Origin of the sequence: Actinomadura soli (genome assembly GCF_005889715.1) — a bacterium.
Taxonomy (GTDB): Bacteria; Actinomycetota; Actinomycetes; order Streptosporangiales; family Streptosporangiaceae; genus Spirillospora; species Spirillospora soli.
Genome location: NZ_VCKW01000040.1, coordinates 1 through 26,059 on the forward strand (window position 1 = coordinate 1; position 26,059 = coordinate 26,059).

General features: G+C 69.7%; 28 protein-coding genes and 1 pseudogene. 14 read left to right on the forward strand and 15 right to left on the reverse strand.

Annotated features, from left to right (window positions below; all coding sequences use genetic code 11):
- Positions 1 to 239: 239 nt before the first annotated feature.
- The 5 genes from ETD83_RS10500 to ETD83_RS10520 all read right to left on the reverse strand — a co-directional run bounded on the left by ETD83_RS10500 (position 240) and on the right by ETD83_RS10520 (position 5,278).
- Positions 240 to 971, reverse strand: coding sequence for a class I SAM-dependent methyltransferase (locus ETD83_RS10500; RefSeq protein WP_138644884.1), 732 nt, complete (start codon positions 969 to 971; stop codon positions 240 to 242).
- A gap of 14 nt (positions 972 to 985) precedes the next feature.
- On the reverse strand, positions 986 to 3,889 hold the full coding sequence (locus tag ETD83_RS10505; protein WP_138644885.1) for a tetratricopeptide repeat protein: 2,904 nt from the start codon (positions 3,887 to 3,889) through the stop codon (positions 986 to 988).
- Positions 3,890 to 3,898: 9 nt separating this feature from the next.
- Positions 3,899 to 4,285 (reverse strand): cupin domain-containing protein, encoded by a 387-nt coding sequence (locus ETD83_RS10510; protein ID WP_171064124.1) that lies wholly within the window; start codon positions 4,283 to 4,285, stop codon positions 3,899 to 3,901.
- A 229-nt stretch (positions 4,286 to 4,514) separates the two neighbouring features.
- The gene (locus ETD83_RS10515) at positions 4,515 to 4,901 is read right to left on the reverse strand and encodes a hypothetical protein (RefSeq protein ID WP_138644887.1); all 387 of its coding nucleotides are present in this window, start codon (positions 4,899 to 4,901) and stop codon (positions 4,515 to 4,517) included.
- Entirely contained in the window at positions 4,880 to 5,278 is a 399-nt protein-coding gene (locus ETD83_RS10520; RefSeq protein ID WP_138644888.1) for an ATP-binding protein, read from the reverse strand. Before ETD83_RS10520 ends, ETD83_RS10515 begins: the two co-directional genes overlap by 22 nt.
- 208 nt (positions 5,279 to 5,486) lie before the next feature.
- Here ETD83_RS10520 and ETD83_RS10525 point away from each other — a divergent pair, with 208 nt between their 5' ends.
- The 3 genes and pseudogenes from ETD83_RS10525 to ETD83_RS45920 all read left to right on the forward strand — a co-directional run.
- Entirely contained in the window at positions 5,487 to 6,290 is an 804-nt protein-coding gene (locus ETD83_RS10525) for a helix-turn-helix domain-containing protein (RefSeq protein WP_171064125.1), read from the forward strand.
- Entirely contained in the window at positions 6,281 to 6,466 is a 186-nt protein-coding gene (locus ETD83_RS10530; protein WP_138644890.1) for a DUF397 domain-containing protein, read from the forward strand. The genes ETD83_RS10525 and ETD83_RS10530 overlap by 10 nt, the downstream gene beginning before the upstream one ends.
- Positions 6,467 to 6,542: 76 nt before the next feature.
- Positions 6,543 to 6,656 (forward strand): annotated as a pseudogene (locus tag ETD83_RS45920) (DUF397 domain-containing protein); the annotation flags it as partial.
- Positions 6,657 to 6,692: 36 nt separating this feature from the next.
- On the opposite strand, the gene ETD83_RS10540 reads toward ETD83_RS45920, so the two are convergent.
- Positions 6,693 to 7,139, reverse strand: coding sequence for a hypothetical protein (locus tag ETD83_RS10540; protein ID WP_138644891.1), 447 nt, complete (start codon positions 7,137 to 7,139; stop codon positions 6,693 to 6,695).
- 191 nt (positions 7,140 to 7,330) lie between these two features.
- Between ETD83_RS10540 and ETD83_RS10545 the strand changes: the two genes are divergently transcribed.
- The 3 genes from ETD83_RS10545 to ETD83_RS10555 all read left to right on the forward strand — a co-directional run bounded on the left by ETD83_RS10545 (position 7,331) and on the right by ETD83_RS10555 (position 9,602).
- A complete protein-coding gene (locus ETD83_RS10545) occupies positions 7,331 to 7,942 on the forward strand; it encodes a TetR/AcrR family transcriptional regulator (RefSeq protein WP_230420816.1) in 612 nt (203 codons plus the stop codon).
- A gap of 68 nt (positions 7,943 to 8,010) precedes the next feature.
- A complete protein-coding gene (locus ETD83_RS10550; protein WP_138644893.1) occupies positions 8,011 to 8,640 on the forward strand; it encodes a LysE family translocator in 630 nt (209 codons plus the stop codon).
- Positions 8,641 to 8,702: 62 nt separating this feature from the next.
- The gene (locus tag ETD83_RS10555; protein WP_138644894.1) at positions 8,703 to 9,602 is read left to right on the forward strand and encodes a transposase; all 900 of its coding nucleotides are present in this window, start codon (positions 8,703 to 8,705) and stop codon (positions 9,600 to 9,602) included.
- A 173-nt stretch (positions 9,603 to 9,775) separates the two neighbouring features.
- On the opposite strand, the gene ETD83_RS10560 is transcribed toward ETD83_RS10555, so the two are convergent.
- Complete coding sequence (locus ETD83_RS10560; protein WP_230420817.1) at positions 9,776 to 10,393, reverse strand: alpha/beta fold hydrolase; 618 nt, start codon at positions 10,391 to 10,393, stop codon at positions 9,776 to 9,778.
- A gap of 96 nt (positions 10,394 to 10,489) precedes the next feature.
- Here ETD83_RS10560 and ETD83_RS10565 point away from each other — a divergent pair, with 96 nt between their 5' ends.
- From ETD83_RS10565 to ETD83_RS10575, 3 genes are read left to right on the forward strand one after another with little or no spacing between them, the layout of a single operon-like run.
- Positions 10,490 to 11,098 carry a TetR/AcrR family transcriptional regulator gene (locus tag ETD83_RS10565; protein WP_138644895.1) on the forward strand — a complete coding sequence of 203 codons (609 nt, stop codon included), beginning with the start codon at positions 10,490 to 10,492 and terminating at the stop codon, positions 11,096 to 11,098.
- Positions 11,098 to 12,438: an MFS transporter gene (locus ETD83_RS10570; RefSeq protein ID WP_138644896.1), complete on the forward strand. Its 1,341-nt coding sequence runs from the start codon at positions 11,098 to 11,100 to the stop codon at positions 12,436 to 12,438. The genes ETD83_RS10565 and ETD83_RS10570 overlap by 1 nt, the downstream gene beginning before the upstream one ends.
- On the forward strand, positions 12,428 to 13,852 hold the full coding sequence (locus ETD83_RS10575; RefSeq protein ID WP_138644897.1) for a pyridoxal phosphate-dependent decarboxylase family protein: 1,425 nt from the start codon (positions 12,428 to 12,430) through the stop codon (positions 13,850 to 13,852). Before ETD83_RS10570 ends, ETD83_RS10575 begins: the two co-directional genes overlap by 11 nt.
- Positions 13,853 to 13,877: 25 nt before the next feature.
- Here ETD83_RS10575 and ETD83_RS10580 read toward each other — a convergent pair whose 3' ends face one another.
- Complete coding sequence (locus tag ETD83_RS10580; RefSeq protein WP_230420818.1) at positions 13,878 to 15,665, reverse strand: D-alanyl-D-alanine carboxypeptidase family protein; 1,788 nt, start codon at positions 15,663 to 15,665, stop codon at positions 13,878 to 13,880.
- Positions 15,666 to 16,067: 402 nt separating this feature from the next.
- Between ETD83_RS10580 and ETD83_RS44330 the strand changes: the two genes are divergently transcribed.
- Positions 16,068 to 16,487, forward strand: a complete 420-nt coding sequence (locus ETD83_RS44330; protein ID WP_230420819.1) for a hypothetical protein — start codon at positions 16,068 to 16,070, stop codon at positions 16,485 to 16,487.
- 94 nt (positions 16,488 to 16,581) lie between these two features.
- Positions 16,582 to 17,001: a CBS domain-containing protein gene (locus ETD83_RS10590; RefSeq protein WP_138644899.1), complete on the forward strand. Its 420-nt coding sequence runs from the start codon at positions 16,582 to 16,584 to the stop codon at positions 16,999 to 17,001.
- Here ETD83_RS10590 and ETD83_RS10595 read toward each other — a convergent pair.
- Positions 16,998 to 18,215 (reverse strand): aminotransferase class V-fold PLP-dependent enzyme, encoded by a 1,218-nt coding sequence (locus ETD83_RS10595; RefSeq protein WP_230420820.1) that lies wholly within the window; start codon positions 18,213 to 18,215, stop codon positions 16,998 to 17,000. The two genes, ETD83_RS10590 and ETD83_RS10595, sit on opposite strands and share 4 nt — an antisense overlap.
- Before the next feature lie 104 nt (positions 18,216 to 18,319).
- Here ETD83_RS10595 and ETD83_RS10600 point away from each other — a divergent pair, with 104 nt between their 5' ends.
- Positions 18,320 to 20,212 (forward strand): ABC transporter ATP-binding protein, encoded by a 1,893-nt coding sequence (locus ETD83_RS10600; protein ID WP_138644900.1) that lies wholly within the window; start codon positions 18,320 to 18,322, stop codon positions 20,210 to 20,212.
- Positions 20,213 to 20,283: 71 nt separating this feature from the next.
- Positions 20,284 to 20,739: a VOC family protein gene (locus ETD83_RS10605; RefSeq protein ID WP_138644901.1), complete on the forward strand. Its 456-nt coding sequence runs from the start codon at positions 20,284 to 20,286 to the stop codon at positions 20,737 to 20,739.
- Here ETD83_RS10605 and ETD83_RS10610 read toward each other — a convergent pair.
- The 6 genes from ETD83_RS10610 to ETD83_RS10635 all read right to left on the reverse strand — a co-directional run bounded on the left by ETD83_RS10610 (position 20,736) and on the right by ETD83_RS10635 (position 24,663).
- Positions 20,736 to 21,179 (reverse strand): SRPBCC family protein, encoded by a 444-nt coding sequence (locus ETD83_RS10610; protein WP_138644902.1) that lies wholly within the window; start codon positions 21,177 to 21,179, stop codon positions 20,736 to 20,738. The two genes, ETD83_RS10605 and ETD83_RS10610, sit on opposite strands and share 4 nt — an antisense overlap.
- A 32-nt stretch (positions 21,180 to 21,211) precedes the next feature.
- Entirely contained in the window at positions 21,212 to 21,991 is a 780-nt protein-coding gene (locus tag ETD83_RS10615; RefSeq protein ID WP_138644903.1) for an ABC transporter permease, read from the reverse strand.
- 34 nt (positions 21,992 to 22,025) lie between these two features.
- Entirely contained in the window at positions 22,026 to 22,973 is a 948-nt protein-coding gene (locus tag ETD83_RS10620) for an ATP-binding cassette domain-containing protein (RefSeq protein ID WP_205717590.1), read from the reverse strand.
- On the reverse strand, positions 22,970 to 23,314 hold the full coding sequence (locus ETD83_RS10625) for an ArsR/SmtB family transcription factor (RefSeq protein ID WP_138644905.1): 345 nt from the start codon (positions 23,312 to 23,314) through the stop codon (positions 22,970 to 22,972). Before ETD83_RS10625 ends, ETD83_RS10620 begins: the two co-directional genes overlap by 4 nt.
- A 1-nt stretch (position 23,315) precedes the next feature.
- Complete coding sequence (locus ETD83_RS10630) at positions 23,316 to 23,675, reverse strand: VOC family protein (RefSeq protein WP_138644906.1); 360 nt, start codon at positions 23,673 to 23,675, stop codon at positions 23,316 to 23,318.
- A 67-nt stretch (positions 23,676 to 23,742) separates the two neighbouring features.
- Positions 23,743 to 24,663 carry an NADP-dependent oxidoreductase gene (locus tag ETD83_RS10635; protein ID WP_138644907.1) on the reverse strand — a complete coding sequence of 307 codons (921 nt, stop codon included), beginning with the start codon at positions 24,661 to 24,663 and terminating at the stop codon, positions 23,743 to 23,745.
- 87 nt (positions 24,664 to 24,750) lie between these two features.
- Here ETD83_RS10635 and ETD83_RS10640 point away from each other — a divergent pair, with 87 nt between their 5' ends.
- Positions 24,751 to 26,037, forward strand: coding sequence for a cytochrome P450 (locus ETD83_RS10640; protein ID WP_138644908.1), 1,287 nt, complete (start codon positions 24,751 to 24,753; stop codon positions 26,035 to 26,037).
- The last annotated feature ends 22 nt before the right edge of the window (positions 26,038 to 26,059 follow it).

Consider the following 26,059-nt stretch of genomic DNA (forward strand, 5'->3'; position numbering starts at 1 on the left):
GCCCGGCCCCACACCCGACATCAACCACCGCCACGCCCGCCGCGACGCCGAGCAACCCATAAGAACGCGCCCGCAACTCGCGCATCTCAGCAATGCTCTCCGCGACGTCGAGTTGAGCAATAAGCGCGTCGGTACCGCTGGAACCGCCTGCCGTCTGCTTCTGATCCATGTCCAGAATCCTGCAACTTCAAGCCCACTTGAAGTCAACCAGGCTTTCGGCGACGCCGGATCACCAGGGGTCAACGTGTTTTCAGCAGGAAGAAGTAATGCATGTACTCGCCGAACAGTCCCGGGCGCAGCCTGATGGCGAGCCTGCGCGCTCGTAGGCCAGGCCGGGAGTACAGTTTCGGGTTCTTGACATCGACCTCCTTGACCTTCAGGTCCGCGGGCAGGTCCAGGTCCGCGACCATCGCCTCCAGCTCGCCGCCACATCGCCAGAACCGGTAATGGAGCCCCTCACCGGGCTTGGAGTGCAGGAAGTCGGGGTGGAACTCGCCGCGCAGGAAGGCGAGGCGGATCTTCCAGGTCAGCGGATTGGGCAATGTGACGAAGAGGGACCCGCCCGCTCGGAGCACCCTGACCGCCTGCGCCAACGCGTGTTCCGGGTGCGGGATGTGCTCCAGAACGCAGGAGAGCACCACAGCGTCGAACGAGGCACCGTCGAAGGGCAGAGGTGACATCGAGATGTCACTCTTGCTGGCTTTGATGCCTTGGGATCGCGCCTTATCGAGCGCGTAGTCGGAGACGTCCACTCCGAAGACGTCGCAGCCCTTGTCGCGAATCAGCCGAGCGCCGAGAACACCGTCTCCGCATCCCATGTCGAGAACGTCCGCCCGCTCCCGAATATGCGCGGCGACGAAGTCCCATCTGCTCCGCCATCGCCTGTTCAGTGTGGCGTACTCTGGACGATTCAGTTTCACCCGCCATGCCTCGTCATAGTATGCCTCGGTGGGTGTGACGTCTTCACCCATGATGCGCCGACCTTTCACTCGTTCAGGAACGTCCTGATCAATTTTGGCAGGGTGGGGAGGTGCGCGGGCGTGGATTCGCGCCGCCGCTGCTCGGCCTCTACGTCTTCGAGTCGGTTGCGCCGGTATTCGTGCAGAACACCGTGCGCAAATTCGTTCAGTCGTTCGCCCGATACGAGGCCGGCCCTCTCCAAGGCCCTTCCGTCGTCCAGGACAGTTTCGACGGATTCATGGCCGCAATAGGGGTTGTATCGCAGGCTCCGGGATATCGCACCGGACAGTGCGGCCGTTTCCGGTCCGGTGCTCTCGGCACCCCGAGCGCGGCCCAAGAGAGCCGTATAGAGTCGAGCATAGGATTCGAGGTCGGCGAAGGTGTTCTCCGCCATTACGATCTCACCGTAGGTGGCGCGGGCGGCGTCGAAGTCGCCCTGCCTCATCTGCGCTCTTCCACGAGTTACCCTCGCCCAGGAACGCACATATCTCAGGTCGAGGTGGTCGGCGATTCCGATGGCCTCCTGGCAGCACGCCAGCGCCTGATCATAGGAGCGTTCGAGCAACATCATGTCGGCCATGTACTTGAGCGTGACGGCGACTCCGCGCTCGTACTGCTGTTCCCGTTTGATCCGAAGACTGTCTTCGAGGTACCTGGCGGCGAGGGCTCTGTCGCCCAGCGCGTGATGCACCACTCCGAGGCTGCCGTAGAGCGGCCCGATCTCCCGCCAGGAACCCATCTTTCCGTGAATGGAGATCGCGCGCTCGTACAGGGACAGCGCACGCCTCCAGTTTCTGCGCCGGCGCTCGATGTTCCCACGGAACAGATAGATGTTGCCCAGGTCGTATTCAAAGGGGGCCTGCTCTTCCAGGGTCAGCGCTTGGCGCAGCAGATCCTCCGACGCGACCCAGATCCCGCTGTGGCTGAGCAGCCGCGCGAGCTGGATCATCGCGAAGGCCCCGGACCGCGGGTCGTCCTCAGTCTTGTAGATCCCCACCGCCTCCTTGGCGGCCTCGATCCCCTCGTCGGTCCTGCCGTGCAGTCGGCACACCGTTGCCTTGGCCAGGAGAAGCCGGGCCCGCGAGAGCGGATCCCCGCCGATCCGCCGCATCCCGCGCGCGATGTTCGCGTCGGCCTCGGAGAATCGGGAGAGAATGCCGCACGTCTCGACCAGCCGGTAATAGGACTCGGTCATGGCGATCGGCTCGGCGGCGGCGCCGGCCTCCAACTCGTCGACGGCGGCTTGATAGAGGCTCAGTGCCTCCTGGTAGCTTCCGCGGCCGACCAGCACGATCGCCCGCATCTCGATGATCCAGAGCTTGAGGTCACCCGGCAGATCGGAATGGAAGTCCAGGTCGTCTAGCAGTCGTTCGGCGGTGTCCCACTCGCCGTTTCTGATGGCCTCCTGGCTGGTGCACAGCAGCTTCCACAACTGGCCGTTTCTCGTCGCGTACTGAAAGGCCGCCATTTCCTTGATCATAGGATCGAGTGAGGTGCTGTAGCCGATGTTCCGCGCGGCGCGGATCATCTCGTGCCCCAGTTCGATTCCCATCTCTTCGTCAGCGGACAGGAGATGGTAGATCTCGTCGCTCAGGTACTGCGCGCCCCTCGCGCTCCTCCTGGAGCGGAGCAGGGAGGCGACCGTGCCGTGCATTCGCCGGACCCGGTCGGGGTCGAGCGCCCTGGTGTCGGCCAGCAGTGCGCCACGTGCCAGATCGTGCAGGCCGTAGCTGCCGTCCCTGTTCCTCAGCACGAACGACAGGCCGACGATGACGTCGAAATGCTCTCGTGCGTCCGGCCCGACCAGGGCGTCTACCATCTCCCTGTCGAACCAGCGGGGGATCGCGCAGGCCCGGATGATCTGCACGAGCGTGTCTTCGCCCAGTTCGGACATGAATCGGGAGATGACCCTATCCACCACCGCCGGATGGTCGTTGAGGTCGCTCAGGTTGCTGGTCCACAGACGGTCCGACTTGGCGCGATGCGTGTCCGCGATGACACCGCAGAGGAAAGGGTAGCCCCGGGTGGTGGTGTGGATGAGCCTGGCCTTGACTTCGTCGGCCATACCGTGCAGCCGCCAGAACTCGATGCTTTCCGTCTCGGTGAAGGAGGTCAATTCATAGGGGTGGGTGACGAATATGAGCGGTTCCCAGCTCGGCAACTCGGCTAGGGGGATTCTTCCGGCCACGACCAATGTCACTTCGGTTTGCAGATGCGGGATCACACTCTGCAGCAGCCACTCGTCCAGGCCGGCCGTGCACTGCTCGTAGACGTCCACGGTGAGAAGGAAGGCTCCCTGTTCGAGCGCCAGGTGGTTCAGCACCTTCACCGTGAGCTCGGTCAGCTTGGCCTCCGCGTTCGCGCAGAACTGGATGTCCTCCTCTTTGAGCCCGGTGCTCCGTGAGATGCGACGAACGTCGGATCTGCTGATCCTGCCGCCGATGAAGCTCCCGATGTGAGAGCCGACCATGGAGCCCATCGGCAGCCCGGTCGCCGATCCCAGCGTCTCCCCGACCACGCCGCCGAGAAGTCCGCCCGATTCCCTGGCCTCCGCCGACATGGCGCCCGCCGCGTGCGCCAGCTTGATTTCGATGGCCTCCAGCTTTTCGAAGTGCCTCTCGACCTCTCGAAGCAGGGACGCCGGGGTGGAGTTCCTGAGCTGAGAATAGAGACTTTGGAGCGCCGAAAAGGGAGTCCTCTGCTTCTGCACGCTGATGCCGGCGACGGGATGGCCCTCGGCCTCGGCCAGCGTGGCGAACTGCAGGAGCAAAAAGGACTTGCCCATTCCTGTCTGGCCATGGATGTTCAGGATCGCCACGTCTTCGAACGCGCCGTTGCGAAGCCTCCTGAGGAACATACTCAGAATCTCCTGCCGGCCCGCGAACCTGTTCGTCCGGCGGGACTTCAGGAGATCCGAGTAGGTGCCCATGCTTCCCCGTTATGCCTCGCCGCCTGCTCGCGGCCACATCATGACCCCCTGTTCCGGCCCAGGAGGTGAAAAGATGTACAGCTGGCGGAGGGTGGTCTCGCCTGCCTTGTTGACATGCTGGTGTTCGGTTCCGGCGGGAATGTAGATCGCGTCACCGGGGTCGAGCATGAACTCCCTGCCGCACGAGAGGATGGTGGCGATTCCCTCGATCACATAGATGAACTCATCGACCTCTCGCGTATGCGGTGGGACGCTCGACCCCGCGGCGAAGGAGATGTATCCGAGGGCAAGACTTTTCGCACCGGTCGATCTCGGGTCGATGAGCACCTGCGCAAGCACACCCTCGGCGCCTTTGTGGACTTCTGCCCTATTACCACGCGCGATGACGGGCTCCATCGCCGGCCTCCCCTGCTGATCGTTCTTTGCGGGTACCCTGCATGCCCATCTTTGCATGTTCGGCGGAGAGGCAACAGAAAAGGATCTTTCCTGCTCATGCTATGTGCAAAACTACGCATTGACTCCGTCAGTTGACTCCCCGCATGGTCCTTTAACCGTATTTTCGGGCATCCCACTCGATCGTTTTGCATATCCGATCAGGTCCGCTGCCAGGGGCGGAGGCAATTGATCAGCGGCCTGGCCAGGTGGAGGGGAACATGCGGTGTTTGAGGAGGCCGTCCACCTCGTCGGCGGCCTGTTTCGCGTCGCCGCAGGGGCAGAGGTAGCCGTGCCTGCCGCGCCCCGCCTCGTAGTAGGCCCAGTCCCCGCCGGGTGTCGCGCGGACGTGAACCGCGACGCGGACGTGGCGGTCCTGGCCGAACGCGAGGACCCACAGGAGCGGGGGACGGGTCGGGAACTCGTCGGCCTGGTAGAGCTTGATGTACCGATAGTTCTTGGGCGCGAGGGCGGCGGCGAGCAGGTCGAGGTGGTGGATGGCCGTGGCGCGTCCCAGACGGGTCCGCCACCGCAGCAGGTAGCGGCCCACCTGGACTTTCAGCGGGCGCAGCGGGCCCATACGAGCTTTCCCCCCTCGCCCAGCCGCCGGACACCCCAGTCGTGGACGAGCTGCGCCATCAGCAGCAGGCCGCGCCCGCTCTCGGCGTCGTCGTCCTCGTCCCGGACCACGGGGAGCGCGGTGCCCTCGTCCTCGACCTCGATGACGGTGAGCGGCTCGCACCCGTCCGGGAAGACGCGGACGACGATGCGCCCGATACCGACGTGCTTGTAGGCGTTGGTCACCAGTTCGGTAACCACGAGCCGCCCGGCGAAGTCGTCGGCGTGCCCGAGTTCGCGGAACCGCTCGGTGAGGTAGCGCCGCGCTTTCGCGGGCGCCTGGTCGTCCGGCTCCAGCACGAGCGCCGGCGACTCGGGCGCGAGTAGCGCTGCGGGCATCGGTGAATCCCCCTCCAGCTTGGACGGCGGCTGATCTCGAACGGGGCCAATCCGCCAAACCGGAAGTACCCGCCGTAATCACCCTGTGTTATCGAACGACCACCATCCAGCCACAGAAAGACGTACGTTAATTGTTGACCTGGCAAGCACCCGCATTCCGGTTGCGTTCCTGAGCAGCCTGGTTGCGCCTCTGGGAATGGAGATCAAGATGGCTGAGACCAGCAACAAGGGCAAAGACAGCCCTGAGCTCCGGACCTTCGGCGCAGTGGTCAGGCGGTCGCGGGAAGCGGCAGGGCTCAACCAGACCAAGCTCGCCGCCCTGGTGAACGTCTCGCGCGCCTACGTCAGCCACGTTGAACGCGGCGCGACGCGGTGCCGCTTCGACTTCGCCAATCGGCTGGACAGTGCGCTGCACGCGAACGGTGAGATCGTCGAGGCCTGGCACGAACTGCTGGAGGCGATCAAGTCGATCAAGTACGCCACGTACTTCGTGGACTTCCCGAAGGCGGAGCTGACGGCCAATCTCATCCGCGTCTACGAGACACACATAGTGAACGGGCTGTTCCAGACCGAGAGCTACGCCAGCGCAGTCCTGAAGAGTCCCGATGACGTGGCCACCCGGATGTACAGGCAGAAGCAGGTCCTGAGCGACCCCGCACCCAAGATATTCGTGGTGCTGGAGGAGAGCGTCCTGCACAGGCAGGTCGGCACAGTGGACGTCATGCGGGAGCAACTCGAGTACCTGCTCGAGCTCTCCCATAGGGACGGCATCCGGCTCCAGATCCTCCCGACCGTCTACGTCGAGGAAGCGCGGGCGGCCTTCGCGATCGCAACCCAGGCGGACCGCCGCGAGGCTACATACATCGTCAACGCGACGGATGGTGTGACCAGCGCAGACCCGGCAGACCTGGCGACCCTGAACGAAACGTTCGCTAGTCTTCAGGCAGAGGCGCTCAACGTGAGAGACAGCCGAGCGCTGATTAGAAAGGTGATTGACGAGAGATGGACCTGAGCAAGGCGGTGTGGCGCAAGGCTTCACGCAGCACGGTTCAGAATGACAACTGTGTTGAGGTTGCAGGCGCCCCGAACGCCGTGGCGTTCCGTGACAGCAAGGACCCCAGTGGTCCCAAGCTCATCATTAGCACCAGCGACTTCCAGCACTTTGCGAACATTCTCAAGCAACTTTAACTCGACATCCTGATTACCCGGCGAGGTCATGAGAATCATGAGCGCTAACGAAGCGCCTTGACCGAAGTCGGCTCGCAGTAGTGAATCTGGAGATAACTGTGTTGAGGTCGCTGATGCGCCGAGCGCAGGGGTAGTCCGCGTGAGTCGCTGTGACTTCCGACGGCTTGTCGGGGTGCTCAAGGAGCGGTGACGGGCGCGTGCAGTGGATGGCTCAGGGCAGCGTCGGCTATGGGTTGATGGTGCGTGCGTGATGAAGTGCGTCGTTTAGTAGGTTGGTGAGGCGCTGTTTGCCCTCTGCGGAGGGGGTTCCGCTCTGCCAGGCGCTGACCGCGTGCCATCCATGATTGGACAGCGGGAGTATGGGGTCCTTGGTTTCGACGTTGTCTGGGAGTTGCGGCAGTCTGACCATTAACCAGTTGGTTCCGAGAGCGGCGGCTGCGGCGATTCCGTTGGCTGCGAGGGCGGGAACGCCGAACAGCGGGATGATCGGGGCGTCGTCTGGGGCGATTTCTTCGAACCGTTCCAGCAAATCGGGGTGGGTGCGGAGTTCCCATCCGTCCAGGGCGTAGGTGTGGCCAATGGGTGTATTGGGGCGGCGGGCTCGCGTTTGCAGGTAGTCGAGCAGCACCCGGTTGGCTGGGTGGTAGGCCAATACTGGGTCGCTTCGCTCCATGGCCGCCAGCGTAGAGGCCGTGGTCGGACGTCCACTTGACCATGGCGACCTGCGCTAATCAGGCGCAGGCGGGCCTGTGTGCTGGCCGGGGTGGATGTCTGGGACGGGTGGAGGGTCGGCCCTGGCGCGGTTTGGGTGGGAAAATGCGGAAGAATGGGGGCGGTCACTGCAGGGCGGACAGGGCGGTCATATTGGGCGAGGGCGAGCGGTTCGCCGTTGCGCGGACGCTGAGCAAGGACCAGCGGGAGCGGCGGGAGCGGCTGATCGACTCGGCGCGGGAGCTGGCGCTGGAGGGCGGCTATCCGGCCGTCACCATGCATGACGTCGCGGACCGCGCCGGGGTCGGCCGTGCGACCGTCTACCGCTATTTCGCCACCAAGGACCACCTGCTCACCGAGGTCGCGGCGACGTGGGCGCACCGCGTCACCGACGACATCGAGGTGCTCGCGGTCGGGGACACGCCGCTCGAACGGCTGACCGCGCTGCTGGAGCGCATCGTGTACGTCGCGGCGGACGAGCCGACGCTGACCTCGGCCATCATCCAGGCGGTGACGTCGGACGACTCCAGCGTGGACGACGCGCGCACCGTCCTGTTCCTGTTCCTGCGCGACCGGCTGTCCACGGCGATCGGCGACCCGGTGCCCGAGCGGGAGGACGTCGAGCTCGTCCTCGGGCACGTCCTGCTCGCCGCGCTGGTCAGCCTCGCGTCGCTGCGCCAGCCGGTGGAGGAGGTCGCCGCGATGGTCCGCACGGCGGGCCGTCTGGTGCTGGCGGGCGCCCTCACCGCGCCCACTGCCCCTTGAATTGGTCCTGTTGGGGTGGGGTTGATTGGCTCTGGCGCGGGGACCACGCTGGTCCGTAGCGTGCTCGGGTGACGAACCCGCTGCTGTTCCTGCTGGCCGCGCTGGCGCTCGTCGCCATTCCCGGCCCGAACCACCTGTACATCACGACGCGCAGCATCGGAGAAGGGCGCCGGGCCGGGATCGCGTCCGCGCTCGGCGTCGAGGCGGGGACGGTCGTCCACATCGCCGCGGCGGGAGCAGGGCTTTCGGCGGTTGTTGCCGCGTCCGCGACCGCGTTCGGGTTCCTGCGCTATGCGGGTGCCGCCTACCTGGTTTTTCTGGCCTACCGGGCGTTGCGTGGGCGCCATGAAACAGGTGACATGGCGCTCGAACCGCAGCCGTTGCGCCGCGTCTTCCTGGACGGGATGCTCGTCAACGTCCTCAACCCGAAGGTCGTGCTGTTCTTCCTGGCGTTCCTGCCTCAGTTCGTCGATCAGGACGCGGGCGCGGTGCCGCTGCAGATCGTCGCGATGGGGGTCGTCACCGCGCTGATCGGCCTGGGGAGCGACCTGGTGTACGCGGTCGCGGCGGGCTCGATCGGTGGGTGGCTGCGTGCCCGTCCCGCGTTCCGGCGGCGGCAGCGGTACGCGACGGGCCTCATCTACCTGGGGCTCGGGGCCGCCGCCGTGTTCGCCGGTCCCAGCGCCCGCCGCACCTAGATCGTTGATGGGGGTTTGCCGAACCGGCTTCGGGCATGGCGAAGGGCGCCCATGATCAGTGTGTGAAGACAAACCTGGACGCCCTTCTGACCGCACTCTATGTCCATCTGGATGACCACGTCCTGCGCTCGGCCGGCCGGCCCCGCAGACGTGGTCCCGACCGGGTACTCAACGATGCCGAACTGGTCTGCATCGCCGTCGCCCAGGTGTTGCTGGGCTGCGATTCCGAGCGCCGGTGGCTCCGAAGCGCCCATGTCAGGATCGGTCACCTGTTCCCGCGGCTGCCCGGCCAGTCCGAGTACAACCGGCATCTGCGCGATGCGGCTCCCGCCCTGTACGCCGCGTCGATGTGGCTGGTGCGCCGGATCCCGTCCTGGCACGACCGGGTGCGGTTGATGGACGGCACCCCGCTGCGGTGCGGTGCCTCGCGCGCCACCGTGAACCGCTCGTCACTGGGCGAAGTGGCCGGCTACGGCATGGACAAATCGCACCACGCCTTCTACTGGGGCGCCAAACTGATGCTAATCACCACCGCCGAAGGCGCGGTTTGCGCCTTCAGCCTGGCCCATCCCAAAGAGCTGGACGAGCGCAAGCAGGCGGTGCACCTGCTGCACGTCCAGCAGGCCGCGCCGGGACCGTGCCCGATCGTGTGCGACAAGGGATTCGCCGGCGCCGGAGTGCAGAAGGCCGCCGCCGATCTGGGCCATGTGCTGATCCGACACGTCCGCCAAGACGAGCCCGATCCGCCGGTGGTGATGTTCCCGAGCTGGCTGCGTCAGCGGATCGAAGCGGTGATCTGGACGCTGAAGAACCAGCTCGGTCTGGAACGCCACGCCGCACGCACCGCGGAGGGGCTGTGGACACGGCTGTGCCAGCGCATCTGCGCGCTCAACGCCGCGATCTGGCACAACTGGCTGATCAGTGCTCCGGTCAAGCGATCACTGATCGCCTACGACCATTAACCCGACCTCCCCTACAACCCCCATCAACGATCTAGGTGTTGTTCAGCCGCGTGCCGTGAACTTCGCAGTGAGGTGGGCCATCAGCCGCGCGGGGGCGTCCTCCTGGAGGAGGTGACCGGCAGCGAGACTTCGCCCAGCAAATGCTCGTAGTCGGCCGTATCCACCTCCTGGATCTAGCTGTACTGGCGGTAGAACGCGGCCTGCCCCTCGGCGCCCTGCCACGGCGCGAGGAAGGCATCGAGGACCCCTGGCCGGAAGCCGACATGCGTGGCGTGGCGGAGGTGGGCGGCCACCAGCGCCTCGTGCGCGTAATCGGGAAGCTGACGGAAGACCTCTGCCCGCTGCAGGATGAGCTGGAACAAGCCCCTCTCCCACCGGCCGCCGCTCACCGCGTCGAAGAGGGTGAGATCCCCGAAACTCGCCCCTTCCAGCAGCAGCGTCCGCAGCGCCACCGCTCCGCCGATGTCGTGGGCGACGACGCTTGGACGGGACAGTCCCCAGTGGTTCAGGAGCCGGCTGAAGTTCCTGGCATGAGCGGCCAGGCTGAGGTCCTGGCCTTCGCGTTGGTCCGACCGGCCGAATCCCAGGTGGTCGAAAACGAAGACCTTGCGGGTCAGCGCGAGCGCCGGAGCGATGTCCCGCCACAGAAGGGACGAGTACGGGGTGCCGTGTACGAGCACGACCGGGTCGCCGCTGCGCATGACCACCCACCGCACGACCCCGTCAGGCGTCTGGAATTCTTCGTCCAGCCCCCAGTCCACGATGACCCCCTGTTCGAGCGAATGCGGCACTGACCGCCATCCCCGCCTGTGCGACCCGCTATGCCGCGTCGTCGTCCTCAATCAAACGATTGACCGGTTCGTTGCGGAGCGTCTAGTTTGTGGTGAATGACCAGCAGCGATGCCGGTGGGCGCGAGCGCATCCTGGACGCGGCCGGACGGCTGTTCGCCGCGCTCGGCTACGACGGCACGTCCACCCGCATGATCGCCGAGGCGGCCGGGCTCAACGTCGCCACCGTCGCCTACCACGTCGGCGGCAAGCGCGACCTGTACCTCGCCGTCATGGAGCGCGCACACCTGGCGGAACGGGCGGCGCTGGAGGGCGCGCTCGCCGAGGCCGACCTGGACGCGGAGGGCCTGCTCACCCTCGCCGACCGGTACATCGACTTCTGCGTCGACAACCCGGAGATCCCCGCGCTGTGGATGCATCGCTGGCTGTCGGACGCCTCCGACGTCGCGCACCTTGAGGAGCAGTACGTCAGGCCGCTGACGGACATGGTCGTCGCCGCCGCCCGCCAGGTCATGCCCGACGACGTCGACATCGAGTACGTCGTGTGGACGGTCGTCTGGTGCACCCACGGGTTCTTCTGCGGCGGCGTCCTGGACGGTGAAGGGCGGCGCCACGGCCGGAACGACCCGCGCGAGCTGGCCCGGTTCCGCGCCCACGTGCGCCGCCTCGTCGCCACCGCGATCGGCCTGCCCGCCCGGGCCGACTGATGGCGGGCGGGCTGCCCCGGCGCCGGCTTCTCGGCTACGGCGTCGGCTCGGTCGGCACCGGCGTGTTCTCCGCCGTCCCCGGCCTGCTGCTCCTGTACTACCTGACCGATGTTCTCGGTGTTTCCGCCGCGATCGCCGGGGTCGTGCTCGTGGTGCCGAAGGCATGGGACGTCCTGCTCAACCCCATCGTCGGCGCCGCCAGCGACCGGGAGGCCGTGCGGACCGGCCGCCGCACCAGGCTGCTCCTCCTCGGCGCGGTGACGCTGCCGTTCCTGTTCGCCGCGATGTTCGCCGTGCCGGTCGACTCCCCGGGGTTCGCGGCGGGTTGGGCCGGGATCACGTTCCTGCTGGCCGCGAGCGCTTTCGCCTGTTTCCAGGTGCCGTACGTGGCGCTGCCCGCCGAGGTGTCGGACGAGCCGTCCGAGCGGGGGCGCGCGATGGCGTGGCGGGTCGTCTGCCTGACGCTCGGCATCCTGCTCGCGGGCGGCCTCGCCCCCGCGCTGGCGGACGCGGGCGGTGGCGGGCGCGCCGGATACGCGCTGATGGGGGCCATGATCGGGCTCGCCATGGGTGCCGCGATGGTCGCGAGCACGCTCGCGAACCGCTGGATACCGTCCCGTCCGGGGCCGCGCCCGCTGGGGCTGGTCGCGGCGCTGCGCACCGCACGCGGGAACAGGCCGTTCTTCATGCTGCTCGGCGCGTACGTCGCGCACACCCTCGCCGTCGCGATCATGCTGGCGGGCGCGCCGTACGTGGCGACCTACCGGCTGGACGACTACGGGCTCACCTCCGCGATGTTCGTCTGCATGGTCGGGCCGAGCGCGTTCGCGGTGCCGCTGTGGCGACGGCTGTCGCGCAGGTATGGGCAGATCGAGTGCTATGCGGCCGGGCTCATGCTGTTCGCGGTGACGGCCGCCGCGCTGTATCCGGCGATCGGCTCGACGGCGGGCGTGCTGGCGCTCAGCGCGCTGATCGGCGTCTGCTACGCGGCCGTCCAGCTGCTGCCGCTGTCGCTGCTGCCGGAGACCGTCCACGCCGACGCGGGACGGACCGGGCACGCGCAGTCGGGAGCCTTCACCGGGCTGTGGACGGCCGCCGAGACGGGCGCGCTCGCGCTCGGCCCCGGCGTTTTCGCGCTGATCCTCGCGGCGTCGTCGTTCCGGTCGTCCGACCTGGATGAGCCCGTGCTCCAGCCGGACTCCGCGCTCACCGGGCTCACCGCCGGGTTCACGCTCGTCCCAGCGGTGCTCCTGCTGCTCAGCGTCCCCCTGGTGCTGGCGTACCGCCGGCTCGCCGCCGTCCATCAACGCAGTGAGGAAACAGCGGAACATGCCGTCTGACCATCTCCCCGAGATCGGCCGCCCGGCCGGTGAACTGCTCGCCGAACTCGCCCGGCTGCGGGACGCCGACCTGCCCGTGCGCGGCGGCCAGGTCACCGCCTACGTCTACGACACCGGACGCGAAGCCGTGCACGACCTCGCCGCCACCGCCTACGCGGAGATGCTGGAGGTCAACTGCCTGGACCCGACCGCGTTCCCCAGCGTCGTCGCCCTCGAACGCCAGATCGTCGGCGCGGTCGCGGACCGGCTGGGCGGCGGTTCCGGTGTTTTCACCAGCGGCGGCACCGAGTCGATCATGCTGGCGGTCAAGGCCGCCAGGGACGCGCACCCGGTGGACGGGCGGCCGGAGATCGTCCTCCCGGCGACGGCCCACCCCGCCTTCCACAAAGCCGCGCACTACCTGGGCCTGGAGGTCGTGCACGTCCCCGTCGACGCGTCGTTCCGCGCCGACCCCGCCGGGACCGCCGCCGCGCTGTCGCCCCGGACCGTCCTGGTCGTCGCGTCCGCGCCGTCCTACCCGCACGGCGTCATGGACCCGGTCCCGGAGATCGCCGCCATCGCCGCCTCCGCCGGGGTCCGCTGCCACGTGGACGCGTGCGTCGGCGGCTGGGTCCTGCCCTGGCTGCGGGACACCGGACGGGACGTCCCGCCGTTCGACCTGTCCGTTCCCGGCGTGACGTCCCTCTCCTGCGACCTGCACAAATACGGTTACGCGCCCAAGGGCGCCTCGGTCGTCCTGTTCGCGGACGAGTCGCTGCGCCGCCACGCCTACTTCGCCTCCGCCGGATGGCCCGGCTACACCGTGATCAACGCGGGCGTCCAGAGCAGCCGCAGCGCCGGACCGCTCGGCGCCGCCTGGGCGACTCTCAACGCGATCGGCGCGCAGGGCTACCGCGACCTCGCCGGGAACGCCATGAGAACAGCGGAACGGCTCATCGCGGGCGTCGCCGAGATCCCGGGGCTGCGCGTCCTCGGCCGGCCCGTCGTGCCGCTGGTCGCCGTCACGTCCGACGACCCGTCCCTGGACGTGTTCGTCATCGCCGACGAGGCCCGGTCGCGCGGCTGGTTCTTCCAGCCTCAGCTGTCCTACCAGGGCATCCCGCCGAACCTGCATTTCACGCTGACCGGCGTCAGCGACATCGACGCGCTCCTCACGGCACTGGCCGATGCCACGAAGGCCGCCCGCGCCGCCGGACCGCCCGACGTCCCGTCCGGCCTGGTCGAGGCCCTCGCCACCCTCGACCTCGACACCGTGGACGACGCAGGCTTCGCCGCCCTCCTCGCCTCCGTCGGCGTGGACCTCTCCAATGGCGGCGACCCGGAGATGGCCACGGTGAACGCCGTCCTGAACGCCCTGCCACCCGCAACCAGGGAGGAACTGCTGATCCGCTTCCTCTCCGCCCTCTACACCTGACCCGCCGCCGCGCGGTTCGAGAGCCTCAGCCGAGGCGGATCAGGCGTTTGACGATGGACGGCTCGTTCAGCGTCCGGCCGAGTTCCAGGGGTACGCGCGCCGCTCCGGCCGTCACGGTCGCGACCCGCTCGCCGGGCCCGCCTTCGCGTGGCGGGTCGCCCTGGACGCGGATCGGGACGGTCAGGCCGGCCCAGCCGACCACGGTCACCGGGGAGGCGGCGCGCAGGGGCGTGGTGTCGCCGAGGCCGTCATCGATCCGCCCGACCCTGGCCCCCTTCGGCGCGAGGGTCGCCACGGTCAGCGCCGCCTCGGCCGCCGTGACGAGCTGCCCCGCCGTGTTGACGGCGCCCGCGGCCGTCGGCGACTTCTGGCCCATCACCGCGCCCACGATCAGGGTGTTCACGCCGGCGACGTTCTTGCGCGCCGCGAACACGAAGTTGCCGCCGGCCGCGTCGGTGTATCCGGTCTTTCCGCCGACGACCCCGAACTGCCCCAGCAGGAAGTTCCCGCCCTCCCGGGTCTCGCCGCCGTCGTCCGGGACGTACGCCCGGGTGTTCACGATCTCGGCGAAGGCCGGGACGTTCATCGCCGCGCGCAGCAGTTTCACCTGGTCGGCCGCCGTGCTCACCGTCCCCGAGTGGTAGCCGCTCGGATCGGTGTAGCGCGTGCCCGTCATGCCCAGCGACGCGGCCGCCGCGTTCATCTTCGCCACGAACGCCTGGGCGTTACCGGCGTCCCACCGCGCCAGCTCGTGCGCGACGTCGTTCGCTGAGATGATCATCAGCGCCTCGAGCGCCTTGCGCTGGGTCAGCTGCTGGTTCGCCGTCACGCCGAGGATCGACTCGCCGCGCTGCTTGCGCCCGGGGATCTGCGCCGCCGCCTCCGGCGACACCGTCATCACCGGCCCCGCCTCGCCCGGTTTCAGTGGATGGTCGCGCAGGTACACGTAGGCGGTCATCACCTTGGCGACGCTGGCCGTCGGGATCGGCGTGGCCCCGCCCGACGTGCCCATCGTGCCGAGCCCGTCCACGTGGACGACCGACTGCCCGGCCGACGGCCACGGCAGCGCCGGAGCTTGCCCGGGGAAGGCGTGGCTGGACGCGAGGGCCAGCTCGACGGACGGCTCGGGCACCGGCCGCGCGAGCTGCCCTACGACGATCCCGGCGACGAGCACCAGCGCCGCTGCGACGACGACGAGCCAGTGCCGTCCTCGCTTGGGCTCTGCGCCCGTCTCGGCAACCGCCTCCAGGGGAGGTGCGGGTGGTCCGGGCAGAGCGGGAGGCGCGGGGGACGCTGGAGCGGGGCCGTCCCACGGCACCGTCCATTGCCCGGACGATCGAACAGCCGGAAATTGCGCTGGCGCGCTCTGCGACGGCGCGCTCTGCGCTGGCGGGGAGTGCGGCGGAGCGCTCTGCGATGGTGGGGGCAGGACTGGCAGCGCCTCAACTCGCGTGGGCCCTGCGCTGCCGGACTCAGGCTTAGCTGGTGTCTCCGCTGGGACGGCCTCCGGCGCCGCAGCCTTTTCGTCCTCCTCGGGCTCCTCCGCCTCGCCGGTGGGCTTCGGGAGGGGGACGTACCAAGGGCCTTGCGAGGGAGTGGGCGCGGGCTCTTCGGATGCGTCGTCGTCCGAGGCGGACTCTGGCGCGGCCTCGTCGGTGGCAGGACGGCGGATGGAGATGTCGGGCCTGGTCAGCGATACGTTCTCGGGAATGCGGAACTCGGCGGTGGCGGCGCGGGCGGACTCGTGCTCGTCGTCGGCGCGCTTCTTGTCCGAGCCGGACGTCACCGGTTCCTGCTGGGCGTCGTCGTCCACGGCCGACCCTCCTTGACTGGTTCCTCCAGGCGGACGGAGCGGCCCTCCCCGACAACCCCCGTGCATCTTGAAGGATGCGCAGTTTATCGAGAAGGTTCGCGTGCATCGGCACTTGCGCCGTGGTGTCGCGACGCGGATCCTGGCCCAGCGCGACGCGCGGCCGTGGCTGTTCGGCATCGCGACGAAGCTGGTCGCGCGGCATCACCGGACGGAGGCCGCGCGCTACCGGGCGCTGCGCAGGAGCCCGGTGGACGGGCCCGTCGAGGGTCCCGCCGACAGGGTCGCGGCAGGTGACCGCGTCGGCGACGCGTCCCGCGCTGGCCGAGGCGCTGGCGGGGCTGCCGAGACGGGGACCTGGACGTCCTGCTGCTGGTGGCGTGAGGCGACCTGGCGTACGAGGAGGTGGCGCGGGCGTTCGGCATTCCGGTCGGCACCGTCCGCTCCCGGCTGAACCGGGCCCGGCGCAAGGTGCGCGCGGCGCTCGGCGGCACGAACCCGTTGCAGGCGGACCCGATGGGCGGAGGAGGCGTGACCATGGACGATCTCGAACTGATCCGCGACTTCGGCCGGGACCTGGAGCACCAGCCGGCGGCGTCGCTGCTCCGGCAGCGCAGGCGGCTGGTGGACGCGGCGACGGCGCACAAGCGGCATGACCGGCGCGGCCCCGGGCGGTGGACGCTGTTCGGCGCGCTGGCGGCGGTGGCCGCGGCGGCGGTGACGGCCACGGCGATCATCGTCCCGGCTCCCGCGCCCGAGGATCCGAACCGGGTGGTCTGGGACCCGGCGGGCGCGGAGCGGATGTTCGCCCCGTTCCGCTCCTGAACGCCGCCCCGGCCTCCATGAGTGAGCCCGTTCCTGCCGGGTAGGGCCCGACTCGTCCCGGGCCAGAGGCAACGCGAGGCTCAAGGAGTGAGCGATGGCTACGAAGGTGCGCGACATCATGACCGGCTCCCCGACGTCGGTGTCCCCGGAACTCGACATCGTGACCGTGGCGCGGGCGATGCGCGACGAGGACATCGGCGCGGTGCTGGTCATCGACGGCGAGGATCTGCAGGGCCTGGTCACCGACCGCGACCTGGTCATCCGGGGGCTGGCCGCGGGCGGCGACCCGGCCCACGCGAAGATCGGCGGCATCGCCAGCAGGGCCACCGCCACGGTCGGGCCCGACGACTCGCTGGACAGGGCGGCGCAGATCATGCGGGAGCGGTCCGTGCGGCGGCTCCCCGTCATCGAGGACGGTCGCCCGGTCGGCATCGTGTCCATCGGTGACCTGGCGATGGAGGAGGACTCCGAATCGGCGCTCGCCGACATCAGCGCCGCCCGCCCGAACACCTAAGCGGTGCCGGGGAGGACGGACAGCAGACGGTCGATCTCGTTTTCGGTGTTGTAGTAGTGCACGGAGGCCCGCACGGCCGACGGAACGACGTGCGGGTCGTATCCGTGTGAGATCGGGCTCGTGACATTGACGTTGACGCCGTGTTCCCTTGCTGCCGCCTTGATGGCGAACGGCTCGTGGCCGTCCACGGTGAACGTGACAATGCCGGACGGCCGCACACCCTTGTCCAGGACGGTGACACCAGGCCGGACGGCCAGTGCCTCACGCAGCGTCCGTGCGAGCCCAAGCACGCGCTTCTCGATCGCGGGCATTCCCAAGGCGGACGCGTAGTCGGCGGCGACGCCCAGACCTATCTGCCCTGCGACGTACCGTTCCCATGTCTCGAAGCGGACGGCGTCCTGGCGCATCTCGAAGCCGTCCGGTGCGTTCCAGGTGGCGGCCTGCAAATCGAGGAAAGGCGGCTCCAGCGTCCGGACGACTCCGCGCCGCACGTACAGGAACCCTGTCCCGCGCGGGCCGCGCAGGAACTTGCGTCCGGTCGCGGACAGCAGGTCGCAGCCGATGTCGTTGACGTCCACGGTCAGCTGGCCGACCGACTGGCACGCGTCCAGCAGGTACAGGACGCCGTGCTCCCGGCAGAGCCGTCCGACCTCCGCGACCGGGTGGACGAGCCCGTTGTGCGTAGGGATGTGGTTGAGCGACACCAGCCGGACGCCGCCTTTGACGAGTTCGGCCTCCAGCGCGTCCAGGGAAATCGTTCCGTTGGGCTCGTCCGGGACGACTTCCACGCTCACGCCCTTGGTCGCGGCCATCTGCTGGTATGCGATCGCGTTGCTGGAGTACTCGCTCGTCGTCGTGAGGATGCGGTCGCCGTTCGTGAACGGAATCGCGTAGAACGCCATGTCCCATGCCCGGGTGGCGTTCTCCACGTACGCGATCTCGTCCGCGTGCGCGCCGATCAGCCCCGCCACCGCGTCGTAGAAGTGCTGGACGGCCGCCGCGTTCCGGTCCGCCGCCTCGTACCCGCCGATCGTCGATTCCAGCGCGAAATGCTCCGTCACCGCGTCGATCACCGGGCGCGGCGGCAGCGCGGCGCCGGCGTTGTTGAGGTGGGCCACGCTCGCGCAGCCGGGGGTGTCGGACCGGATCTCGTCGATGTCCACGTACGCCCTTCCCTCGAAAATGTCGTACCCGTCCGGCACCGTGGGATCCACGGGTCGCGTGCCGGCGCCCTCGGCTTGACCTCAACCTCCCTTGAGGTCACATCATTACCTCTATTCAGGCTAACGATCAGTGCCGTCGATCAGCGGGGGGCGTCATGGACATGGAAGTCACCGCGTGGATGTCGCTGCACCACGCGATGAACGCGCGCGACAGCAGGCCCTTCTCCAAGAAGACCCTGCGCCGCATCGCCGGGTTCGCCCGCCCCCACAGACGGGCGCTGGCCGCCTTCCTCACGCTCAGCGTGGCCCTGGCCGTCCTCACGGTCGCGACGCCCGTGCTGGCCGGGCAGGTCGTCAACGCCATCGTCGACCAGGCCGCCACGTCCACGGTCGTGGGCCTCGCCGTGCTGATCGCCATCCTGGCGCTCGGTGAGGGCGGCCTCGGGCTCGCCAACCGGTGGCTGTCCGCGCGGATCGGCGAGGGCCTGATCCTCGACCTGCGCACCTCGGTGTTCGACCACGTCCAGCGCATGCCGGTCGCGTTCTTCACCCGTACCCGCACCGGCGCGCTCGTCAGCCGCCTCAACAACGACGTCATCGGCGCCCAGCGCGCCTTCAGCGACACCCTCTCCGGCGTCGTCAGCAACCTGGTGACCGTGCTGCTCACGTTCGCCGTGATGGTGCGGATCTCCTGGCAGATCACCCTTCTCGCGCTGGTCCTGCTGCCCGTGTTCGTCCTCCCCGCCCGCCGCATGGGCAGCCGCCTGGCGCGCCTCGAACGCGAGGCCGCCTCGCACGACGCGGCGATGAGCACGCAGATGACCGAGCGCTTCTCCGCGCCCGGCGCGACGCTGGTGAAGCTGTTCGGCCGCCCGTCCCGGGAGTCCGCCGAGTTCGCGGCGCGGGCCCGGCGCGTCCGCGACATCGGCGTCCGCACCGCGATGGTGCAGCACGTCTTCATCACGGCGCTCACCATGGTGTCCGCGCTGGCCCTGGCGCTCGTCTATGGGCTCGGCGGCTTCCTCTCCCTGCGCGGCCACCTCGACGCGGGCGCCGTCGTCGCCCTCGCCCTGCTCCTCACCCGCCTCTACGCGCCGCTCACCGCGCTGGCCAGCGCCCGCGTCGAGGTGATGAGCGCCCTGGTCAGCTTCGAGCGCGTCTTCGAGGTCCTCGACCTGCGGCCGCTGGTCGCCGAGAAGCCCGAGGCCGAGATCCGCACCGTCCCGGCGGGGCCCGTCGCCGTCGAGTTCGACGGGGTCCGCTTCGCCTACCCGGCCGCCGACAAGGTCTCCCTGGCCTCGCTCGAAGAGGTCGCGACGCTCGACACGCGCGGCGGCGTCGACGTCCTGCACGGCATCTCCTTCCGCGCCGAACCCGGCCAGATGATCGCGCTCGTCGGCTCGTCCGGGGCCGGGAAGTCGACCATCGCCCAGCTCCTGCCGCGCCTCTACGACGTCGACGAGGGCACCGTCCGGATCGGCGGCGTGGACGTCCGCGACCTGTCCTTCCAGGGCATCCGCGACACGCTCGGGATGGTCACGCAGGACGGGCACCTGTTCCACGAGTCGATCCGCGAGAACCTCCTCCTCGCCCGTCCCGAGGCCGCCGAGGACGAGCTGTGGGACGTCCTGCACCGCGCCCGCCTCGACACCCTCATCAGGGGCCTCCCGGACGGCCTCGACACCATCGTCGGCGAGCGCGGCTACCGCCTGTCCGGCGGCGAGCGCCAGCGCCTCACCATCGCCCGCCTCCTCCTGGCCCGCCCCCGCGTCGTGATCCTGGACGAGGCCACCGCCCACCTCGACTCGACGTCCGAGGCCGCCGTTCAAGAAGCGCTGACCGAAGCCCTCGACGGCCGCACCGCCGTCGTCATCGCCCACCGCCTCAGCACCGTCCGCGCCGCCGACCTCATCCTCGTCGTGGAGGACGGCCGCATCGTCGAGCGGGGAACCCACGGCGACCTCCTCGCCGCCGAGGGCCGCTACGCCGACCTGTACCGCACCCAGTTCGCCGACGCCGACCGGCCGCCCATGGAGCCCGTCGCCTGACCTCCCGGTTTGACGTGCGGCCCGTGGGGATGACACGCCGCGAGGGACGCCACGCAGGGGGAGGACGCGAGATGGTCGACCGGAGCAGGCTGCCCGCTCCCGAGCAGGGGCTGGTGCTGACGCATTTCCTGACCGTGCGGGACGTGGCCCGGTCCCGCGCGTTCTACGCCGACGTCCTCGGCGGGGAGGTGGTGCTGGACGAGAACCCCGCCATCGTGAAGGTCGCCAACACCTGGATCATCATGAACCCCGGCGGCGGCCCCACCCCGGACAAACCGGACGTCACGCTGACCGCGCCCGAGCCCGGCGACCCGGTCTCGGCGTTCATGAACGTCCGCGTCGCCGACATCGCCGCGTTCTACGCGGCGGCGACCGCCCGCGGCGCCGAGTTCCTCACCGAGCCGATCGACCGCAAGGCCGAGATCCGCTGCTACATGCGCGACCCGGACGGCCACCTCATCGAGGTCGGCCAGGCCACCGGCATGCTCGAAGGCCGCTACGCCGGCCCACCCGCCACGACCGGCTAGGCGGTCTCGGCGAGGACCTGGCGGAGGGCGCGCAGGACGTGGGAGCGCCAGCCGCTGCCCATGCCGCGGAAGGCGAAGGCGTGGACGGGATCGTCCAGGTCGAAGCCCTCGTGCCGGATGAACAGGCGGGTGCCGCGGCCCTCCGGGACGAGCCGCCAGGTCACCGTCGTGTCGAGGGAGCCGCCGCCCCAGCTGATGCGCAGCAGGCGTTCGGCGTCGATGTCGAGGACCTGGCAGGCGATCGTCCCGTCGAAGCCGATGTTCGGGATCGGGCGGGTCGCGAAGGCGAAGCGGTGCCCGACCACGGGCTTGAAGTCGCTCGGCATCAGCCAGCGCGCCAGCAGGTCCGGGTCGGTGAGCGCCCGCCAGACCTTGGCGGGCGGATGCGGGAGGAACTCGTCCACCTCGATGGCCGCCCGCTCACCGCCGCCGCCGCTCATGCCGTCACCTTGATCCACGTCGCGTGCCCCTCTCAGATCCGGCGGAAGCGGGCGACGGCGACGGCGGCGGAGACGATGATGATCCCGGCCGTCCACGCCAGCGCCCGCGTGATCTCTCCGGTGTGCGGCCCGGGGTCCTGCGTGAGGGCCCGGACGGCGTCCATCATGACGGTGACCGGCTGGTTCTCGGCGAAACCGCGCAGCCATCCCGGCATCGTCTCCACGGGGACGTAGGCGCTGGACACGAAGCTCAGCGGCAGCGCGAGGAACCCGGCGCCCTGCGCCGCCTGCGGGTTCGCGGTGAGCAGGCCGAGCGCGACGAACGTCCACACGAAGGCGAAGCCGAACAGGACGCACAGGCCGAACGCGGCCAGCGCGGCGGCCCAGCCCTCGTGCACGCGGAACCCGACGGCGAACGCCAGCGCGGCCGAGACCGCGAGGATCAGCGTGAGCCGGACGGTGTCGGCCAGCACCTGCCCCGCGATGACGGCGGTGCGCGGCATCGGAAGCGACCTCAGCCGGTCGAGGTAGCCCGAGGCGGCGTCGTCGGCGACCGCGACGGCCGCGCTCATCCCGGCGAACAGGCCGCTCACGGTCAGCAGGCCCGGGATCATGTAGTCGACGTAGCCGGCGCCGCGGGTGTCGATGGCGCCGCCGAACACGTACCGGAAGATCAGCAGGAACGCGACGCTCTGGACGAGGCCCATCACGATGATCTGCGGTGTCCGGAGCGTCCGCCGGAGCCCGCGCTGCGCGACGACCCAGCTCGCCGTGGCCAGGCCCGGCCCCGCGGGGGCTTGGGTCACCGCCATGATGGCCGCCTCACGGTTGCCGCGTGGTGGTCGTTCATGTCGGGCTCCGTTCCGGGGTGGCGGCGGTCAGGGAGAGGAAGACCTCGTCGAGGGTCGGGCGGCGCAGGGCGATGTCCGCGATGGCGGCGTGGTGGCCGGCCAGCGCGTGGACGGCCTTCACGAGGTCGTCCGGACCGTTCCCGGCGGGCATGGTCAGCAGCAGCGAGGACGCGTCGGTCTGGACGGGGCCGACTCCTTCCAGCGCTCGTGCCGCCGGTGCGACCGCGGCGTGGTCCCGGACGCGCACCTCCACGAGATCGCCGCCGACCCGCGATTTCAGTTCGCGCGGCGTCCCCTCGGCCACCACCCGGCCCCGGTCGATGATCACGACCTGGTCGGCGAGGCGGTCGGCCTCGTCCAGGTACTGGGTGGTCAGCAGCACGTCGGTGCCTCCGGCCACGAGGTCGCCGATGGCGTCCCATAGGCCGATGCGGCTGCGCGGGTCGAGGCCGGTGGTGGGCTCGTCCAGGAGCAGCAGCCGGGGCGCGCCGACCAGGCTCGCGCCCAGGTCGAGGCGGCGGCGCATCCCGCCGGAGTAGGTGCGGACGAGCCGGTCGGCGGCCTCGTCCAGCGCGAGCCGTTCGAGCACGTTCCGCGCGCTCGCGCGGGCGGCGCGGCGGCCCTGCCCGAACAGCCGCGCGATCATCTCCAGGTTCTCCCGGCCGGTCATCGCCGCCTCCACGGTCGCGTGCTGCCCGGCCAGGCCGATGATCCGCCGCACCCGGGCGGGGTCGCGGACGGCGTCGATCCCGGCCACGCGCAGCGTCCCGCCGTCCGGCCGGACGAGCGTCGCCACCGACCGGACGAACGTCGTCTTCCCGGCGCCGTTCGGCCCGAGCAGCGCGACCACCCGGCCCGGTTCGGCGACCAGGTCGAGCCCGGCGAGGGCCGTCACGTCGCCGAACCGCTTGACCAGGCCCTCGGACTGCAGGACCGGCGTCACAGCTCGTCCTCCTCGTCCAGCAGTTTCCGCAGGTCCGACAGCCTCTCGCGCCAGAACCGCTCGTAGGGGCTCAGCCATTGCGACAGCTCGCGCAGCGGCTCGGCCTCCAGCCGGTAGATGCGCTGCCGGCCGCTCCGCCGCTCGCTGACCAGCCCGGCGTCGCGCAGCACCTTCAGGTGCTCCGAGACGCTCGGGCGGCTCATCGCGAAATGCGACGCCAGGTCGTTCACCGGGCGCGGGCCGTCCAGCAGCAGCGCCGTCAGCTCCCGCCGGACGGGGCTCGCCAGCGCCGCGAAGACGTCCCCGTCGCCGTGCGCGCCGAGGTCGGCGTCGGAGCGCATGTCAGCCCTCCGCGAGGACGATGCCGTTGCCGTCGGGGTCGGAGAGCGTGGCCTGCCGCCCCCAGGGCAGGTCCTGCGGCCCGTCGACGCCGACCCCGGCGCGGCGGAGCCGCTCGCAGTCGCCGTCCAGGTCGGATGTCTCCAGGATCAGCCCGTGGACGCTGCCCGGCGCCATTCCCGGGATGTGGTTCGCGAGGACGACGTTCGTCCGCGCGCCCTTCGGGGCGAGCTGGAGCCAGCGGATCGGCCCGTTGGACTCGTCACACACGACCTCGAACCCGAGCGTGTCCGCGTAGAAGGTCTTGGCGGCGTCCTGGTCGGACACCGGGACGGTCAGCAGCCGTACATGCGTGATGTTCATGCGGCAGACGATACGTAGGAGGTTCCCTACCTGTCAAACGTAGGAACCTCCCTACGCATCACCAGCCTCAGGGGATGATGACGAGCTTGCCGCGGGTGTGGCCGCCCCGGCTGGCGTCGAAGGCCGCGCCGACCTGGTCCAGCGGGAACGTCCCGGCGACCTCGACGCCGAGCGCGCCGCGGTCGGCGAGGGCGGCCAGCCGGGCGAGAGCCGCGCCGTCCGGACGCACCCAGATCCAGTGGCCGCCGTGCCGCTCGACGTCGCTCTCGGTGATCGAGACGTGGCGTCCGCCGGGGCCCAGCACGGACAGCGTCGTCTCCAGCTGGCCACCGGCGAAGTCGGCGACCGCGGACACCCCGTCGGCCGCCAGGTCCCGGACGCGGCCGGCCAGCCCGTCCCCGTAGACGACCGGTTCGGCGCCGAGTTCCCGCAGGTAGGCATGGTTCGCCTCGGATGCCGTGCCGATGACGCGGGCGCCCCGGTCGCGTCCGAGCTGGACGGCGAAGCTCCCCACGCCGCCGGACGCCGCGTGGACGAGGAGCACATCGGCCGGGCCCACGTCCAGGCGGTCGAGGGCGCGCTGCGCGGTCATCCCGGCCAGCGGCAGGCCACCGGCCTGGTTCCAGTCGAGGGCGGCCGGTTTGCGTGCCACGTGGTCCGCCGACACGGTCACGTACTCGGCGAACGTGCCCGCGCCTATGACGTCCTTGCGCGCGTAGGACATGACTTCGTCGCCCGGAGCGAAGTCCGGCGTGTCGGGGCCGAGCGCCCGGACCACCCCGGCGACGTCCCAGCCGGGAACGACGGGGAACACCGCGTCCATCATGCCGTCGAGGCCGCCCGCCATGACCTTCCAGTCCACCGGGTTCACCCCGGCGGCGCGCACCTCGATCAGCACCTGCCCCGGGCCGACCTTCGGATCGGGGACGACGCCGACCCTGAGCCGCGAATTGTCGTTGGCGAACGAGTCATACGAGACGGCGCGCATGCCCCCAACCTGCCACGGCGCCCACCGGCTAAACCGGCGCCTTCCGGGTAGAGGGTGCTTCGGCATCGGACGATCGGGGAGAACGCCATGCGCCTCATGGAACGGCTGGACAGCACAGTGCCGCTGGCGGCGCGGCCCTACGGGCTGTTGTCGTCCCGCGCCCGCCGCATGAACCGCGACGTCTACGACACGCGACTGCTGCTGCAGAAGACGACCTGCATGACGGGTGCGGACGCGGCCCGCGTCTTCTACGACCCGGGCCTTTTCGTCCGGGCCGGCGCCGCGCCGCGCCGGTTGAGCCTCACCTTGTTCGGTGAGAACGGTGTGCAGTCGCTGGACGGAGAACGGCATCGCGCGCGCAAGGCGATGTTCATGTCGCTGATGGCACCGGACGCTCGGGACGAACTTCGCGATATCGCGTCCAGGTTCTGGCGGGAGCGCATCCGGGAGTGGGAGGGGCGAGGGCAGGTCGTCCTGTACAACGGGGTCAGCGAGCTGCTGTGCCAGGCCGTCTGCGCATGGACGGGAGTGCCCGTCGCCGAGCGCAACGTCCCCGCGATCACCAGTCTGCTCACCGCGCTGATCGACGCGCCCGCCGCCATCGGCCCCCGCTACCTGCGCGGACGCGCCGCCCGGAGGATCGCCGACCGCTGGGCGGCCGGTCACATCCGCCGTGCCCGCGCCGATTCGGCCGCCGAAGCCCCGGCCGCCGACGGCCCGGACGGCGGGACGGCCGTGGACGTCATCGCCTCCTACCGCGACACCGACGGACGCCTCCTCCCCCCGGACGTGGCGGGCGTCGAACTGCTCAACGTCCTCCGTCCCACGGTGGCGGTGGGGCGCTTCGTCGTCTTCGCCGCCCTCGCCCTGCACGAAAATCCCCAATGGCGGCACCGTCTCGCGACGGAGGACGACCCGGAACTGCTGGAGGCGTTCGTCCAGGAGGTGCGGCGCTTCTATCCCTTCTTCCCGATGGTCGCGGCCCGGGCCGCACGCGACTTCGAATGGCACGGACACCATTTCCCGAAGGGCCGGCGGGTGCTGCTCGACCTGCAGGGAACCGATCACGATCCGCGCTTGTGGGAACGTCCCGACCAGTTCCGGCCGGAGCGTTTCATGGGCCGGGAGCCGGACGCGCATTCCATGATCCCGCAGGGCGGCGGCGACCATTACGACGGGCACCGCTGCGCCGGAGAATGGATCACCAAGGATCTGATGAAGGTGTCCGTCACGGCGCTGACCCGGTGGATGAGCTACTCGGTGCCCCCACAGGACCTGCGCGTCCACCCGTGGCGGGCCCCCGCCATCCCGAAGAGCCGCTTCATCGTCACCCAGGTCACGGACACCCGCGTCGAGGCCGCCACGGGCGGCTGACCGTGGCGGCCTCGACGCGGCG

What these genes read in the sequence shown, in the direction of transcription:
- ETD83_RS10500 (WP_138644884.1), bottom strand. Translation starts at nt 971, where the DNA reads ATGGGTGAAGACGTCACACCCACCGAGGCATACTATGACGAGGCATGG.
- ETD83_RS10505 (WP_138644885.1), bottom strand. Translation starts at nt 3,889, where the DNA reads ATGGGCACCTACTCGGATCTCCTGAAGTCCCGCCGGACGAACAGGTTC.
- ETD83_RS10510 (WP_171064124.1), bottom strand. Translation starts at nt 4,285, where the DNA reads ATGGAGCCCGTCATCGCGCGTGGTAATAGGGCAGAAGTCCACAAAGGC.
- ETD83_RS10515 (WP_138644887.1), bottom strand. Translation starts at nt 4,901, where the DNA reads ATGGGCCCGCTGCGCCCGCTGAAAGTCCAGGTGGGCCGCTACCTGCTG.
- ETD83_RS10520 (WP_138644888.1), bottom strand. Translation starts at nt 5,278, where the DNA reads ATGCCCGCAGCGCTACTCGCGCCCGAGTCGCCGGCGCTCGTGCTGGAG.
- ETD83_RS10525 (WP_171064125.1), top strand. Translation starts at nt 5,487, where the DNA reads ATGGCTGAGACCAGCAACAAGGGCAAAGACAGCCCTGAGCTCCGGACC.
- ETD83_RS10530 (WP_138644890.1), top strand. Translation starts at nt 6,281, where the DNA reads ATGGACCTGAGCAAGGCGGTGTGGCGCAAGGCTTCACGCAGCACGGTT.
- ETD83_RS10540 (WP_138644891.1), bottom strand. Translation starts at nt 7,139, where the DNA reads ATGGAGCGAAGCGACCCAGTATTGGCCTACCACCCAGCCAACCGGGTG.
- ETD83_RS10565 (WP_138644895.1), top strand. Translation starts at nt 10,490, where the DNA reads ATGACCAGCAGCGATGCCGGTGGGCGCGAGCGCATCCTGGACGCGGCC.
- ETD83_RS10570 (WP_138644896.1), top strand. Translation starts at nt 11,098, where the DNA reads ATGGCGGGCGGGCTGCCCCGGCGCCGGCTTCTCGGCTACGGCGTCGGC.
- ETD83_RS10575 (WP_138644897.1), top strand. Translation starts at nt 12,428, where the DNA reads ATGCCGTCTGACCATCTCCCCGAGATCGGCCGCCCGGCCGGTGAACTG.
- ETD83_RS10590 (WP_138644899.1), top strand. Translation starts at nt 16,582, where the DNA reads ATGGCTACGAAGGTGCGCGACATCATGACCGGCTCCCCGACGTCGGTG.
- ETD83_RS10600 (WP_138644900.1), top strand. Translation starts at nt 18,320, where the DNA reads ATGGACATGGAAGTCACCGCGTGGATGTCGCTGCACCACGCGATGAAC.
- ETD83_RS10605 (WP_138644901.1), top strand. Translation starts at nt 20,284, where the DNA reads ATGGTCGACCGGAGCAGGCTGCCCGCTCCCGAGCAGGGGCTGGTGCTG.
- ETD83_RS10610 (WP_138644902.1), bottom strand. Translation starts at nt 21,179, where the DNA reads ATGAGCGGCGGCGGCGGTGAGCGGGCGGCCATCGAGGTGGACGAGTTC.
- ETD83_RS10615 (WP_138644903.1), bottom strand. Translation starts at nt 21,991, where the DNA reads ATGGCGGTGACCCAAGCCCCCGCGGGGCCGGGCCTGGCCACGGCGAGC.
- ETD83_RS10625 (WP_138644905.1), bottom strand. Translation starts at nt 23,314, where the DNA reads ATGCGCTCCGACGCCGACCTCGGCGCGCACGGCGACGGGGACGTCTTC.
- ETD83_RS10630 (WP_138644906.1), bottom strand. Translation starts at nt 23,675, where the DNA reads ATGAACATCACGCATGTACGGCTGCTGACCGTCCCGGTGTCCGACCAG.
- ETD83_RS10635 (WP_138644907.1), bottom strand. Translation starts at nt 24,663, where the DNA reads ATGCGCGCCGTCTCGTATGACTCGTTCGCCAACGACAATTCGCGGCTC.
- ETD83_RS10640 (WP_138644908.1), top strand. Translation starts at nt 24,751, where the DNA reads ATGCGCCTCATGGAACGGCTGGACAGCACAGTGCCGCTGGCGGCGCGG.